Origin of the sequence: Nguyenibacter vanlangensis, assembly GCF_038719015.1 — a bacterium.
Lineage (GTDB): Bacteria > Pseudomonadota > Alphaproteobacteria > Acetobacterales > Acetobacteraceae > Gluconacetobacter > Gluconacetobacter vanlangensis.
Genome location: NZ_CP152276.1, coordinates 4,021,176 through 4,033,997, shown reverse-complemented (window position 1 = coordinate 4,033,997; position 12,822 = coordinate 4,021,176). Strand labels below are relative to the sequence as shown.

General features: G+C 69.2%; 14 protein-coding genes. 8 read left to right on the top strand and 6 right to left on the bottom strand.

Going from position 1 to position 12,822, the window contains the following annotated elements; genetic code table 11:
• Positions 1 to 5: 5 nt before the first annotated feature.
• Genes AAC691_RS18830 through AAC691_RS18820 form a run of 3 tightly spaced genes read left to right on the top strand, consistent with a single transcriptional unit; the run spans position 6 to position 1,841 of the window.
• Positions 6 to 620 carry an SCO family protein gene (locus AAC691_RS18830; RefSeq protein ID WP_342628061.1) on the top strand — a complete coding sequence of 205 codons (615 nt, stop codon included), beginning with the start codon at positions 6 to 8 and terminating at the stop codon, positions 618 to 620.
• A 7-nt stretch (positions 621 to 627) separates the two neighbouring features.
• Positions 628 to 1,434 (top strand): cytochrome c oxidase assembly protein, encoded by an 807-nt coding sequence (locus tag AAC691_RS18825; RefSeq protein WP_342628060.1) that lies wholly within the window; start codon positions 628 to 630, stop codon positions 1,432 to 1,434.
• Positions 1,401 to 1,841 (top strand): GNAT family N-acetyltransferase, encoded by a 441-nt coding sequence (locus AAC691_RS18820; RefSeq protein WP_342628059.1) that lies wholly within the window; start codon positions 1,401 to 1,403, stop codon positions 1,839 to 1,841. Before AAC691_RS18825 ends, AAC691_RS18820 begins: the two co-directional genes overlap by 34 nt.
• Before the next feature lie 107 nt (positions 1,842 to 1,948).
• Here AAC691_RS18820 and AAC691_RS18815 read toward each other — a convergent pair whose 3' ends face one another.
• Both AAC691_RS18815 and AAC691_RS18810 read right to left on the bottom strand, forming a co-directional pair.
• Positions 1,949 to 2,803: a hypothetical protein gene (locus tag AAC691_RS18815; protein ID WP_342628058.1), complete on the bottom strand. Its 855-nt coding sequence runs from the start codon at positions 2,801 to 2,803 to the stop codon at positions 1,949 to 1,951.
• On the bottom strand, positions 2,800 to 3,738 hold the full coding sequence (locus AAC691_RS18810) for an ABC transporter ATP-binding protein (protein ID WP_342628057.1): 939 nt from the start codon (positions 3,736 to 3,738) through the stop codon (positions 2,800 to 2,802). The genes AAC691_RS18815 and AAC691_RS18810 overlap by 4 nt, the downstream gene beginning before the upstream one ends.
• Positions 3,739 to 4,025: 287 nt before the next feature.
• On the opposite strand from AAC691_RS18810, the gene AAC691_RS18805 reads away from it, so the two are divergent.
• Entirely contained in the window at positions 4,026 to 4,496 is a 471-nt protein-coding gene (locus AAC691_RS18805) for a cupin domain-containing protein (protein ID WP_408906017.1), read from the top strand.
• Between the two features lie 8 nt (positions 4,497 to 4,504).
• Positions 4,505 to 5,149, top strand: coding sequence for an endonuclease/exonuclease/phosphatase family protein (locus AAC691_RS18800; RefSeq protein ID WP_176640635.1), 645 nt, complete (start codon positions 4,505 to 4,507; stop codon positions 5,147 to 5,149).
• Positions 5,150 to 5,209: 60 nt separating this feature from the next.
• Here the strand turns inward: AAC691_RS18800 and AAC691_RS18795 are convergent, their stop codons facing one another.
• The gene (locus tag AAC691_RS18795; RefSeq protein WP_246285655.1) at positions 5,210 to 5,749 is read right to left on the bottom strand and encodes a helix-turn-helix domain-containing protein; all 540 of its coding nucleotides are present in this window, start codon (positions 5,747 to 5,749) and stop codon (positions 5,210 to 5,212) included.
• A gap of 521 nt (positions 5,750 to 6,270) precedes the next feature.
• On the opposite strand from AAC691_RS18795, the gene AAC691_RS18790 reads away from it, so the two are divergent.
• From AAC691_RS18790 to lptG, 3 genes are all read left to right on the top strand, one after another.
• Positions 6,271 to 7,602, top strand: coding sequence for a glycosyltransferase family 4 protein (locus tag AAC691_RS18790; protein ID WP_342628056.1), 1,332 nt, complete (start codon positions 6,271 to 6,273; stop codon positions 7,600 to 7,602).
• 156 nt (positions 7,603 to 7,758) lie between these two features.
• The gene (locus AAC691_RS18785; protein WP_323990063.1) at positions 7,759 to 8,889 is read left to right on the top strand and encodes an LptF/LptG family permease; all 1,131 of its coding nucleotides are present in this window, start codon (positions 7,759 to 7,761) and stop codon (positions 8,887 to 8,889) included.
• Positions 8,886 to 9,953 (top strand): LPS export ABC transporter permease LptG, encoded by a 1,068-nt coding sequence (gene lptG / locus AAC691_RS18780; RefSeq protein ID WP_342628055.1) that lies wholly within the window; start codon positions 8,886 to 8,888, stop codon positions 9,951 to 9,953. Before AAC691_RS18785 ends, lptG begins: the two co-directional genes overlap by 4 nt.
• A gap of 3 nt (positions 9,954 to 9,956) precedes the next feature.
• Here lptG and AAC691_RS18775 read toward each other — a convergent pair whose 3' ends face one another.
• The 3 genes from AAC691_RS18775 to AAC691_RS18765 are packed head-to-tail and all read right to left on the bottom strand — an operon-like array spanning position 9,957 to position 12,794.
• Positions 9,957 to 10,922 (bottom strand): CDP-alcohol phosphatidyltransferase family protein, encoded by a 966-nt coding sequence (locus AAC691_RS18775; RefSeq protein ID WP_342628054.1) that lies wholly within the window; start codon positions 10,920 to 10,922, stop codon positions 9,957 to 9,959.
• 28 nt (positions 10,923 to 10,950) lie between these two features.
• Positions 10,951 to 11,667: an NTP transferase domain-containing protein gene (locus AAC691_RS18770; RefSeq protein ID WP_342628053.1), complete on the bottom strand. Its 717-nt coding sequence runs from the start codon at positions 11,665 to 11,667 to the stop codon at positions 10,951 to 10,953.
• On the bottom strand, positions 11,667 to 12,794 hold the full coding sequence (locus AAC691_RS18765; protein WP_176639770.1) for an inositol-3-phosphate synthase: 1,128 nt from the start codon (positions 12,792 to 12,794) through the stop codon (positions 11,667 to 11,669). Before AAC691_RS18765 ends, AAC691_RS18770 begins: the two co-directional genes overlap by 1 nt.
• Between the last annotated feature and the right edge of the window lie 28 nt (positions 12,795 to 12,822).

Genomic DNA, 12,822 nt, shown 5'->3' with positions numbered 1-12,822 from the left:
ACGGCGTGACGTCCCCCCGCTGGCGGGTGTCGCTCTGGCGCGGAGGCTGCGCCGGGGCGGCCGCACTGGCGGTGCTGGCGCTGTACACCCGGCTCGGCGCCCTGTCCGGCCGCGACTTCGCCCGGTTCAGCGGCTCTGCCGTTCCGGCCGCGGCGGCGCCCGCCCTGGAACTCCGCGACGATCGAAACCGGCCGTTCGACCTGGCATCCCTGCGCGGCCAGGCCGTTCTGGTCTATTTCGGCTATGTCCGCTGCCCCGACGTCTGCCCCACGGTGCTGAACGCCCTGGCCCCGGTCTTCGACCGGCTGGGGCGTGACGCCGCACGGGTCCGCGTGGTGTTCGTGACCCTGGACCCCACCCATGACACGCCGGCCGCATTGCATGATTTCCTGGCCAATTTCCGGCCGGCGCCGATCGGCCTGACCGGACGGCCCCGGGACGTGGAATCCATCGCGCGGGCCTGGCGGATCGGCTGGCAGGACGCGGGCCCGGACGGTCGGATCAACCATCTCTCGGTTCTGACGCTGGTCGGGCCGGACGGGCATATGCGGGCCCGTTACGGCATGACGCAACTGGGCGACCCGTCAGGCATGGCAAGCGACATCCGGTCCGTCCTATGATCGGCGTGTGATCGATGTGCCTGTGACCGATGGACCCGGAACCGTATGGAGCCCCCTGGCCGTCGGCGCCTGGATGGCCGCCGCGATCCTGACCGGGATCGCGATCGCCGTCCTCAGCTCCAGACATCCCGGGCCCACGCAACCCGGGACCGCGCGCGGGACATGGCGCCGGCTGCCGGCTGCAGCGGCGGGGGCGTCATTGCTGGCGGCATCCTGCCTGGGGCTGCGCGACCCGCTGGCCTCGATGGCGCAATACACGCTCGCCCTGATGGTGCTGGGGCAGGTCGTGCCGCCCTTCCTGCTGCTGGCCCGGCCCGGCAAAGCGGGCGGCGCTGCGTCCCCCACGGGCTGGCTGCGCGACCCCGGCGTGGCGGCCGTGCTGTTCGGCGGGCTGGCGATCGTCACCGGACTGCCCGCCGTGCTGGACCGCTCGCTGGCCAACGCGCTGTTCAGCGCGCCGCTGGGCCTGCTGGACCTGTTGGCCGGCCTGCTGTTCTGGGCGCAGGTCCTGCCCGGCACCCGCATCATCCGCAGCAACCCGGGGGCGGGGCTCTATGCCCTGCTGGGCGGCGTGCCGATGACGGTGGTGGCGGTGGTCTGGATGACCGCCCCCCGGGTGCTGTACGCTCCCTATCTGGACGTGCTGTGCCGGTGGGACCTGACTCCGCTGCAGGACCAGCACTGGGCCGGCTTCATCATGCTGGTCGCCGGGCTGCCGCTGCAGGTGGCCGGCGCCTGGCTGCTGGTCGCCCCCACCCCTGAACGTGAAAAGGGACCCCCATGCCCGACATGCGGATCACGCGCATCGCCCTGACCGACTGCATGCCCATCCGCCGGGCAGTGCTGTGGCCCGGCCGGACGGCCGAGGAGTGCCTGGTGCCCGGCGACGCCGACGCGCTGCATTACGGTGCCTTCGCCGACGGTGTCCTGGCGGGGTGCGGGTCGTTCTTTCCCGTCGACGGCCGCACGGTGCGGCTGCGCAAATGCGCGGTGCTGCCCGAATGCCAGGGCCAGGGGATCGGCAGCGCGCTGCTGCGACGGGCCTTCGCCGATCTGCGCCCGCTCGGCTTCACCGGGATCACCCTGGATGCCCGGCTGACCGCCGTCGCATTCTATCGCCGTTTCGGGCTGGCGCCGCGCGGCGCGCCCTTCGTCAAGAGCGGCCTGCGCTATGTCGTCATGGAAGGCACCCTGCCGGAAGGGATTGACCGCGCGGGGTAGAAGGCGCTAGCTGCCGCGCATGACGACGATTCCCACCCTGCCGGCCCCTTCCCTGGCCGGACTCTATTACGCGCCGCTCTCATAGCGGCGGGGATTGCGTTCTGTACTCAACCGCTGCGTCGTCGGCGGTTGACTCTATCCGGATACCAGCGGCGACGCGGCTCGAAGAAAGCCCCGTTCATGCTGCCCCATTTCCCTGCCCCTCGACCGCCCCAGGTCGGATTGATCGGTTTCGGCGCCTTCGGGCGGCTGATCGCCGTCCATCTGCGCGCCCATTGCCGCCTGCTGGTCCACGACCCTGCCCTGCCGCCCGACGAGGCCGCGCCGATGGCGGGCGTCACCGCCGGCCCGCTGGCCCTGGCCGCGCGCTGCCCGATCGTCATCCTGGCCGTGCCGGTCGCCGCGCTGCGGGACGCGGTGCTGGCGATCCGTCCGCATCTGGCGGAGCGGGCGCTGGTCGTCGATGTCGGCTCGCCCCGCACCCCCTTGACCCAGGCGCGCTCGCCCCGCTCGCCCTGCCCGCCGACACCCAGCGCGGCCAGGGTGACGAAGGCCGCCGCCCCTGGCGCGGGCACGCCGGCCAGCACCAGGGGCAGGACCAGCGCCGCGCACAGCAGAAAGATGACCAGCAATGCGGCCCGGCGCTCGGCATCGACCAGGCCGGGCACCGTCGCGGCCAGCGGGTTGCGGATCTGCCGCATGCAGTGAAACCCGACGGCGCCGATCCCGAACATGCCGGCCAGGAAGATCGGGTTGAAATGCCCGCTCTGCCCGATATCGGGCATCACCCCCGGCGGATGGCGACGCAGCCGGCCGATCCATACCGGCATCTGCACCAGATACAGGGCCGTAGCCAGCAGCCCCGGATTGCCGGTGACGAAGGCCCGGCTGCCATAGACGCGCAGCGCCGCACCGAGCGCGGACACCGGCGAGGGCAGGTCCGGCCGCGCCATCCCCGTCACCGGGTGATCTCCAGGAACGCGGCCTCCAGGTCCGGATGGCGCACGCTGACCGGGTGCGCAAAGGCGGCCTGCAGCGCGTCGGCCAGCCGGTCGTCCCAGCCGTCGACCAGCAGCGCGCCCGTCGCCGCGTCGCGCCCCAGGCAGGTCAGCGGCGCGGGCAGCCGATCCGCGATCGGGCCGGCGGGGCCGGTGGGCGGCGCCGCGCCGCCATCGCCCGCCGGCACGATCCAGCGCGTGGCCCGGCGAAACCGCTCCATCGGCGTGTCGTGCACGATGCGCCCCCGCGCCATGAACAGCGCGCGCGTCGCCACCTTCTCCAGGTCCGACAGGATATGCGAGGACATCAGCACGCAGGCGCCCGTCCGCGCGCAATATTCGTCCAGCAGGGCCATGAAATCGCGCCGCGCCTGGGGGTCCAGGCTGGCGACCGGCTCGTCCAGGATCAGGAAATCCGGCCGATGGCGCAGCGCCAGCACGATGGCCAGGCGCTGCTTCTGCCCGCCCGACAGCCGCCCGACCCGCGCCGCAGGGTCGAGATCGGCCCAGGCCAGCAGCGCCGGATCGGGCGCCTGCGGCACGCTGGCGTAAAACCCGCCCAGATAGGCGATCAATTGCCCGACCCGAAAGGACCCGAACGCATTCATCGCCTGCGGCACATAGCCCATGCGGGCACGCCGCAGCGCATCCAGCGCCCCGGCCTCCTGCCCCCAGATCGAGACCGTGCCGCTGCCGGGCAGCAGAAACCCCAGCAGACAGCCGATCAGCGTGGATTTTCCCGCACCGTTCGATCCCAGCAGGGCCACGATCTCACCCGGCGCGATCGCGAAGGACAGCCCGTCCAGGGCCCGATGCGTCCCGAAGACCTTGACGAGATCCCGGACATCGACCACCGCCGCCGCGGCAGGTTGCGCCGCTCCCTGCGTTTCCGCGTTCATCCCACCCCTTTCGACCGGGCCCGGCCGGGCAGGGCCGCCAGGCAGGACCGCAAGACATCGCGTCCAGAATCCCCGCGATCCGGGCCCGAGGCAAATAAAAGGATTTTTGAAGTCCAAGGACCGGACAGGACACGGCGGGACGGGCATGATCGGCGGGCAGGAGGAATGCGGCCATGACCGACACCGATCCGCTCCATCGCCGGTTGCACGCGCACTGGGCGCGCGCGAGAATTCTGACGACGATGCTCACGATGATTCCACCAATGATGCCGGCAATGATGCCGGCGATGATGCCAGCGGACGCAACCGCGTCCGACGCCGCCCCGCAGGGCGTCTATTGGCACAACTGGACCGATTCGAAAGGCGTCAGCCACCTGACGCGCTGCCATTTTCACCGCTACATCCTGAAATCCATGTCGAAGCCGGCCGGCCCGCAATGGCAGGACCGGCTGCCGCCCGGCCGCACGACCATCATTTCGACCGTGCAGCCGGCGCACTGGGACGGCACCTGGCACCCGGACCCGACGGTGCAATGGATCATTCCCCTGCGCGGCACATGGTTCGTCGAGGCGATGGACGGCACCCGCGTGGTCATGGGGCCCGGCGACCTCTCGCTGGGCGAGGACCAGATGTCCCGCCGTGACGCCAGGGGACATATCGGACACAATGCCGGCAATGTCGGCGACGGACCGGTGACGCTGATGGTCATCCAGACCGACCAGGCCCCCACGATCGACCGGCCGTGCCGGTTCCAATAGGCCGGCACATGCTGCGTATCCTCAGTTGGAACCTGCTGGTACGGCGCGGCGCCGGCTGCCACGACGTGGCCCGGCTGATCCGGGACGTCGCACCGGACCTGGTGCTGATGCAGGAAACGACGGCGGGCCTGGACGCGCTGCCGGACTTGCTGGGCGGCCGGTACCACCGCGCCATGGCGCCGCCGCGTCCGCACGCCCCGGCCATGTGGAGCCCGCATCCGGTCCAGGCGACGCAATTGATGCTGCCCGCCGCGACCCGCCGCGACCTGCCGGTCCCCATCCGCCGTTCGGTCGCGCCGCGCGCCGCACAGATCATCCGCATGGATGGGCATATGGAGGGGCGCACGGGCGGACTGCGCATCGCGAACGTGCATCTGGACCATGGCCAGCGCGCCAACCGGCGGCAGATCCGCCACATCCTGTCGGCCTGTCCCGACATCGACGTCATCATGGGCGATTTCAACGCCGTCGGGCCGACCTGCCCGCCCGGCTTCACCGATCTGGGCCCGCGAACGGCAACGCACCGCATGTACGGCGTCCTGCCGCTACGCCTGGATCGCTGCGTGGCGCGCGCCCTGCATTGCGTGTCGTGCAGCGCCCTGCCCTACGGCCCGTCGGACCACCGGCCGATCCTGGTCACGCTGGCGCGCTGACCCGGACCCGGCCGGGTGCGTCCGGGATCCCAGGTGCTTCCGAGATCATTGTCCCCGGCATCACTGGCCTTGGCGCACGACCCGCTTTTCGATCCATTTCTGGGCCGACAGCTTGTCCGTCGCATCCAGCATCCGGTACAGCACCAGCAGGTCGTGCTCGTCGGACGTCAGCGTCATCTCATGGCTTTCGTCGTGCTGGTCGGTCAGGAACGCTTCCTCGGACACGCCGAACAGACGGGCCAGGCGCGGAATATGCTTGCGCGCGCTGCTCTCGCGCCCGGTCTCCCAGAACGCGACGGCCGACCGCGACATGCCCAGCCGGTCGGCCAATTGGTACTGGTTCATGCCCGCGGCCTTCCGCAGGGCCTGGATACGCTTGCCCAGTTGCTGCGCCGGCGTCGGCCGCGACATCTTGGCTCCGCCGATCCGCTCATCCTGCGTCAAGACCGGCGCGCGGACATGATGCATCAGATCGTCCGCATGATGCCGCGCGGCCGCAGCCGAACCGTCCGCGTCAAGCGCGCGGGGCTCAAGGGCATGGGCGGTGGCGCCGGCCAGCAGCAGGGGGTCCCTGTCGATCATCGCCACATTGTCTGTCATAGCCATTCTCCATTCAAAACAAGGTGGTGGCGGGCACGATCCCGGCCATAATATCTTCAAAAGAAATTACATTACGAAATTTGTGTTGATTTGATGGTCACCATCAAATTCGGGATTTAATCCCGGCCTCCAATACCCGATACTTCTGTACGACATGCCATTACCGGTGAGTCAGTTCCGGGCGACCGGCACCGAATGAGGGCCCGAGACCTGCGCGCGCAGCACCATCAGACGAGACAGGATTTCAGTGAATGTCAGGTCAGGCATGACCGTTGGCTCCTGAGGCGCGGGCAGGACGCTTTGTCCGGTAACTCACCTCTAGCGTCGCGGAACCGAGATGGTTGCACGCCCGCGCGAGATGCCTGATGCCACGGCCGCCGCCCGCCGGTACCAGCCCCGGCGAACGGCCCCGACTCTTCCGGACAAAATGGTTCCGGATGAAGCGGTTCTGGACAGCAACCGGCATTCCCGCTCATATGCGCCGCCAGCCCGGCCTGGCGGGACGAAAAGCGGATTTCGACATGACACAGACCAGCCCGCCCCCCACCGATGCGGTTCAAGGCGGGGCGTTACGCATCCTGTTCGCCTTCGAAAACCCGCTTCCCAGCACCGAGGCCGACGCCGAGGTCTTCCTGACCACCGCGCGCTATCTGGCGCGGCTGACCACCGGGGCGGCGCTGCACGTGCCCCTGCCGGACCAGGCCGCATCCGCGGCCTTGCGGCAGGCGACGGGCCTGGCGGTGGCGCGGGCCTGGGCACCGCTCTCGCCGCCTTGGGCACGCCATCTGGCCTGCGGGCTGACGATCGTCTGGCGCAGCGCCTTCCGCCGGGCAGATCTCGTCTATACCCGCAATCTGTGGATCGCCTGGGTGGCGATCCGGTTCGGCCAGCGCGTGGTGTTCGACCATTACCGGCCCTGGCCGGACCAGATCCCGCCGCTGCGCCCCTTTCTGTACCGGCTGATGTGCCACCGGCGCTTCGTGGTCAATATCTGCCATTCCGACTATACGCGGCAAAAATATCTCGAGCTGGGGATTCCCGCCGACAAGCTGCAATGCATCCGCAACGGGTTCGAACCCGAACGGCTGGACGCCCCGATCGGGCGCGACGCGGCCCGGCGGGCGCTGGACATCCCGGCCGATGCGCAGACCGTGGTCTATACCGGACGGGTCAACCACAAGAAGGGACTGGCGGTGATGATCGAGGCCGCGCGCCTCCTGCCCGACCTGCTGTTCATCCTGGTCGGCTCCTATGGCGAGGGCCCGATCGAGGCCATGGCGCAGGCGCTGCCCAATGTCCGGGCCGTCCCCTTCCAGCCGCCCGAGATCCTCGGCCAGTATATCCACGCCGCCGACGTGCTGCTGATCCCGCCGTCGCTGCAGCCGCTGGCGCGCTTCGGCTCGACGGTGCTGCCGCTGAAGCTGTTCTTCTACATGGCGTCCGGCCGGCCGATCGTGGCGGGCAACACGCCCGACGTGCGCGAAGTCCTGCGCGACGGGGAAAACGCGCTGCTGTGCCAGCCGGATGCTCCGCCGGCCCTGGCCCGGACCCTGCGCCGGCTGCTGGACGATCCGGCGCTGGCCGGGCGGCTGGCGCGGACCGCCCTGGCCGAAAGCCACACCATGACCTGGGGGGCGCGGGCCCAGCGTATCCTGGACGCCATCACCGAACGGCTGGACATGCCATCCCCCCGGTCCGGCGGCTGGCGGGGGCCGCAACGCCGCGCCTGGCGCCGCCAGTCGCGCCGCTGGCTGGTTCACCTGCTGCGGACCGGCTCGCCCGTCCTGCCGCCGGACGGGCTGGCGGACCAGGCGGCACCGCGCCGGAACGCGGCCCATCGACCCGGTGTTTGACGGCCGGAAACCGGTTGCCTATGATGCCTGCCCGTCCGGAAACAGGGTGCGCGCGGCTCCGATGCCTGGTCTTGGCCGCGCCGGGACGGACCTGCCGGGACCGACAGCCGGAATTCGGCAGCCAGGATCGGCGCGCATCATGGACGGTATGCCCCTTTGATCATTCGGACCTATCTGCTGCGTGAAATCGGCAAGCCGATGGCGGCGATGCTGAGTATCTGCATGGCCCTGTTCGCCAGCTACAGCGCGGCCGATTTCCTGTCCGAAGCGGTCAACGGCCTGCTGTCCGCCCATACGATCCTGACCCTGGTCGCGCTGAAGCTGCTGATCGGGCTGGAAGTGCTGGTGCCGGTCTCGCTGTACCTGTCCATCGTGCTGGCGCTGGGCACGCTGTACGGCAATTCCGAGATCACGGCCCTGCATGCGCTGCGCGTAACTCCGGGGATGATGCTGCGCCATGTCATGGTGCTGGCCGGCGCCGTCGCCCTGGCGGTGGGCAGCCTGTCGCTGATCGTCCGGCCCTGGGCCTATCACCGGCTGCACGACCTGTCCCAGGCCGCCGCCCTGACTCTGGATGTCGACGCGATGCAGGCCGGCACCTTCTATGTGGTGCAGAACGGCGCGCGCGTGATCTTCCTGACCCGCCGCCAAGGCCCCGGCACGCCGGCGCGCGACGTCTTCGTGCGGATCCGCCACGCGAAGGAAACCCAGATCATCCACGCCGAACTGGGCTTCCCGACGGAAGACGGCCCGGCTGAAAACGGTCAGGTGGCAAAAGGCCCGGCGGAAAAGACCCCGCCGGAGCGCCTGGTCGTGCTGCGCAATGCCCATGTCTATGACATCGCCACCCAGCCCGGCGGCCAGGACCGGATCATGACGGTGCGCGCTCTGACCCAGGATCCGAACCGCCATCAGGCCGCCACGCCGGGCTACAGTTCGGTGGCCGCCGGCAGCCTGCGGATCGCCCGCTCGCACGACGCCGCCGACGTGGCGGAATTCCAGTGGCGGCTTTCGACGCCGCTCACCACCCTGCTGCTGGCGTTGCTGGCGGTGCCGCTGGCGCGCGGACGCCCGCGGCAGAACCGCTACGGCAAGCTGGGCACCGCGATCCTGATCTTCTTCGTCTATTACCTGCTCTACACCTCGGCGCGGACCTGGGTGCAGCATGGCATGGTCGGCACGCTGCCCGGCATCTGGTGGGCGCCGGCGATGCTGGCGGCCCTGGCGGCCTTCCTGCTGCGCGACCAGATCGCGGCGGGCCTGACGGACCGGGTCCGCCGGGCATGAAGCGTTTCGACCGCTATATCCAGATGGTGACGCTGCGCGCCTTCCTGCTGGTGGCGATGGGGCTGACCGCCCTGTTCAGCCTGCTGGAATTCGTCGACCAGCTCCCCCTGGTCGGGCACGGCCGGTACCGGCTGGCCGACGCGGTGGCCTATGCCGCGCTGCTCAGTCCCGCGCGCTTCCTGCAGGTCACGCCCATCGCCATGCTGCTGGCCTGCCTGCTGGGGCTGGGGGGGCTGGCGAAACATTCGGAACTGACCGCGCTGCAGGGGATCGGCCTGTCCGAGACGCGCATCATCGCCGCGGTGCTGCGCCTGGTGGCCCCCATCGTCGTGGCCCTGTTCCTGCTGGCACAGTTCGTCGTGCCGCCGACGCGGCAGATGGCGCAGGAACGGCACGACAACGCCCTGGCCAGCGTCGCGGGCGAGCGCGGCCAAAGCTTCTGGGCCCATGGCGACGACCAGTTCCTCAGCGTGCGCCGCTTTCCCGTCGAGACCCAGGCCGAAGACGTCGATATCTACCGTTTCGCCCCCGATGGCGGCATGACGGAATATCTGCACGCCGCCGGGGCGCGGATCGGCGCCGACGACGTGTGGATGCTGCGCGACGTGACGCGCAAGACGATCGCCGCGTCGCAATTCCGCACCGATCACCTGGACAGCCTGGCCTGGCCCGCCTTCCTGTCGTCGCGGCAGATCCGCTTCCTCAGCCTGCCGCCCGAAAGCGCGCCGCCGATCGCGCTCTACCGCTATATCCAGGACCTCAAGCGCCATCACCTCCCTGCCACGCGCTACGAACAGGAACTCTGGGAGCGGATCAGCATCCCGTTCGCGATGATCGCGCTGATCGCCTGCGCGGCGCCGTTCGTGTTCGGGCCGCCGCGCGCGCAGAATGTCGGCTATCGCATGGCGATCGGGGTGGCGATCGCCACGATCTTCTCGCTCGGGCAGGAAATCACCAGCCGCCTGGGCCTGCTGTTCGACCTCAACCCGGCGCTGACCGCGCTGACGCCGTCGCTGCTGCTGATGATGTCGGCGGCCTACCTGCTGATCACGACGCGGGACTGAACACTAACGGACGTTAACGGACAGGGCTCTCGCGGGCGCGGGGCGCGCGGGCGGCGCCTCGGCCGCCACGCCCTCCAGCGCCGCCAGGAAGCGCGCGTCGCACCGGCGCTGCCGGCGCAGCAGCCCCAGCAGGATGACCGAGAACCCCACGATCTCGAAGGCGAAATAGGCCAGCGGCCGCCCCGGCAGCGCGCACAGAAAGAGTCCCAGCGTGCGGTAATTGGCCGACAGCACCGACCAGCGCCGCACCTGCGGCGCGAAGGCCGCGCGGTAGCGCTGGCGAATATCCGGCGCGCGGTCGGGATGGGCCGCCAGCATCACCGCCAGGCGGCCATTCAGCCCGCTTTCGCCCAGCGCGGTCGTCAGCGCCTCGATCCGGGCATACAGGCCGAACAGCACGTCCCCGGCCCGCCGGCCGGACGGGACGACATTGCGGGCCAGCGGCGACGCCCCCCGCTCCCAGCCCCAGAAATTGTAATCCTGGCGCTGCCGTTCATAGGCCGCCGACTGCACGGCGTGGCAGAATCCGGCCACCGCCACCAGCGCCCAGACCCAGCCGCCATGACGCGGGGCCAGCGACAGGGCCAGCCCCACATAGACGGCGGCAAAGGTGACATAGTCGCACACCCCGTCCAGAATCTTGCCGGTCTGCGAATATCGGCCCGTCAGGCGCGCCAGTTGCCCGTCGGCGCCGTCCATGACGTGCCAGATCACCATCAGCGCGAAACCGACCAGCACGGCGCGCGGATCGCAACCGTGCAGAAAGCCGGCATGATAGGCGACGCCCGCCAGCAGCCCGGCCGCCATGCCGGCCAGCGACACCGCGTTGGGGGACACGCCCAGCCGCGCGAAACGCCGCGTCAGCCAGGCCGAGACCGGATGAATGACATACAGGTTGGTCGGCTCTTCGATTTCCGACGTCCGCCTGACCGGATCCGGCTGGGCCACGACTATCCGTCCCTGTTCCATCGCGTCTTCCCGGCTGGGGCGGCCCCCTTCAGAGCGCACCCTGCGCCATCAGGCGTTCGGCCTTGTCATAGGCCACCGGATCGTCGACATCGATCCATAGCCGGCCGCCAATGTCGCACACATGGGCGCGCCGCCAGCGGGCCAGCGTATTCATCGCGCCGGAAATACTGTCCTCGCCTTCCGCCTGACTGCTTTCCAGCGCGTCGAACATGGCCGGCGTGCAGTGGAAGATCCCGGTATCGAACGCGTTGAAATCGTCGATCGACTTGCCGATGCGTTCGATCCGGCCGTCCCGGCAGCGCACGCGCGTCACATCGTCAGGATCGTTCAGCATGCGCGCCACGTCGTAATCGACCCCCAGCGTGACGCTGTCGGGCCGGTGCGGCAGCGACGCCATCAGGCGGTTGATCCCGGGATCGAGCACATGGTCGCACATGGTCAGCAGGAACGCCCCGTCCAGGAACGGACGGGCGCACAGCACGGATACGCCGTTGGCCCGGTCCCAGGCGGGGTTATGCACATGGGTGACGCGCACGCCCTCGCATTCGGCCATGCCGTCCAGGGCAACCTGCAATTCGCCGCCGCGATAGCCGTTCACGATCACGAATTCATCGACCCCGCCGCGCCGGGCGCGATCGATGACTTCGGCAACCAGCGGACGCCCCCGGATGGGCACCAGCGGCTTCAGCGGCCCCTTGTCACGCAGGCGGCTACCCTGCCCCGCGGCGACGATCAGGCATTTCATCAGGCGGGAACGGCCTGGACCGCATAGGTCTCGATAAAGGCCTCGACCAGTTCATGCGCCTCGTCATCGGTGTACTGGACCGGCGGATGCTTGCAGAAATAGGCGCTGGGACCGGCCAGCACGCCACCGACCCCATGGTCCAGCGCCAGCTTGCAGCAGCGGATCATGTCGATGGCGACCCCGGCCGAATTGGGCGAATCCTGCACCGACAGGCGCAGTTCCAGCTCCATCGGCACATTGCCGAACAACTGGCCTTCCATGCGGATGAAGCAGACCTTGTTGTCGTTCTGCCACGGCACGTAGTCGCTGGGGCCGACATGGATGGTCTCGTCCTCCATGCGCACCTTGGCGACCGCCTGCACGGCCTCGGTCTTCGACGTCTTCTTGGACTCCAGCCGCTGCTGGTTCTTCATGTTCAGGAAGTCGGTGTTGCCGCCGGTATTCAACTGATAGGTGCGCAGCAGCTTCACCCCGCGCTTGGCGAACAGGTCGGTCAGCACGCGATGCACGATGGTGGCGCCAAGCTGCGACTTGATGTCGTCGCCGATGATCGGCAGCCCCTTGGCGGCGAAACGCGACGCGAATTCCGGATCGCTGGCGATGAAGACGGGAATGTTGTTGATGAACCCGACTCCGGCCTCCAGCGCGCACTCGGCATAGAAGCGCGCGGCCTGCTCCGAGCCGACCGGCAGGTAGTTCAGCAGGATTTGCGCGCCGCTGCGGCGCAGTTCGGCGACGATGTCGGCCTTGGTCGACTCGGGCACGTCGGCACGCACGAAGGTACGCTGCGGGTCATACGCCGCCATGTGCTCGGACAGGCCGTCCAGCACCGCGCCCATGCGCACGGTCACGCCGCTGTCGGGCACCTCAGGCTGGAAGGTCACGACGCAGTTCGGACGCGCGAAGATGGCGCGGCTGACATCGGTGCCGACCTTGCGGGCATCGATATCGAACGCCGCCACCACCTCGATGTCCGACGGGCGGTAGCCGCCGAGCGATTCGTGCATCAGCCCCACCACGTCCTCGGCGCCCCGCGCCGGGGTGTAGTAATGCAGGCCCTGGATCAGGGCGCTGGCACAATTGCCGACGCCTGCGATTGCGATGCGGATGCCGCCTTTAGTCTTCATACTCTATATACTCTATCCTGTGTACCAT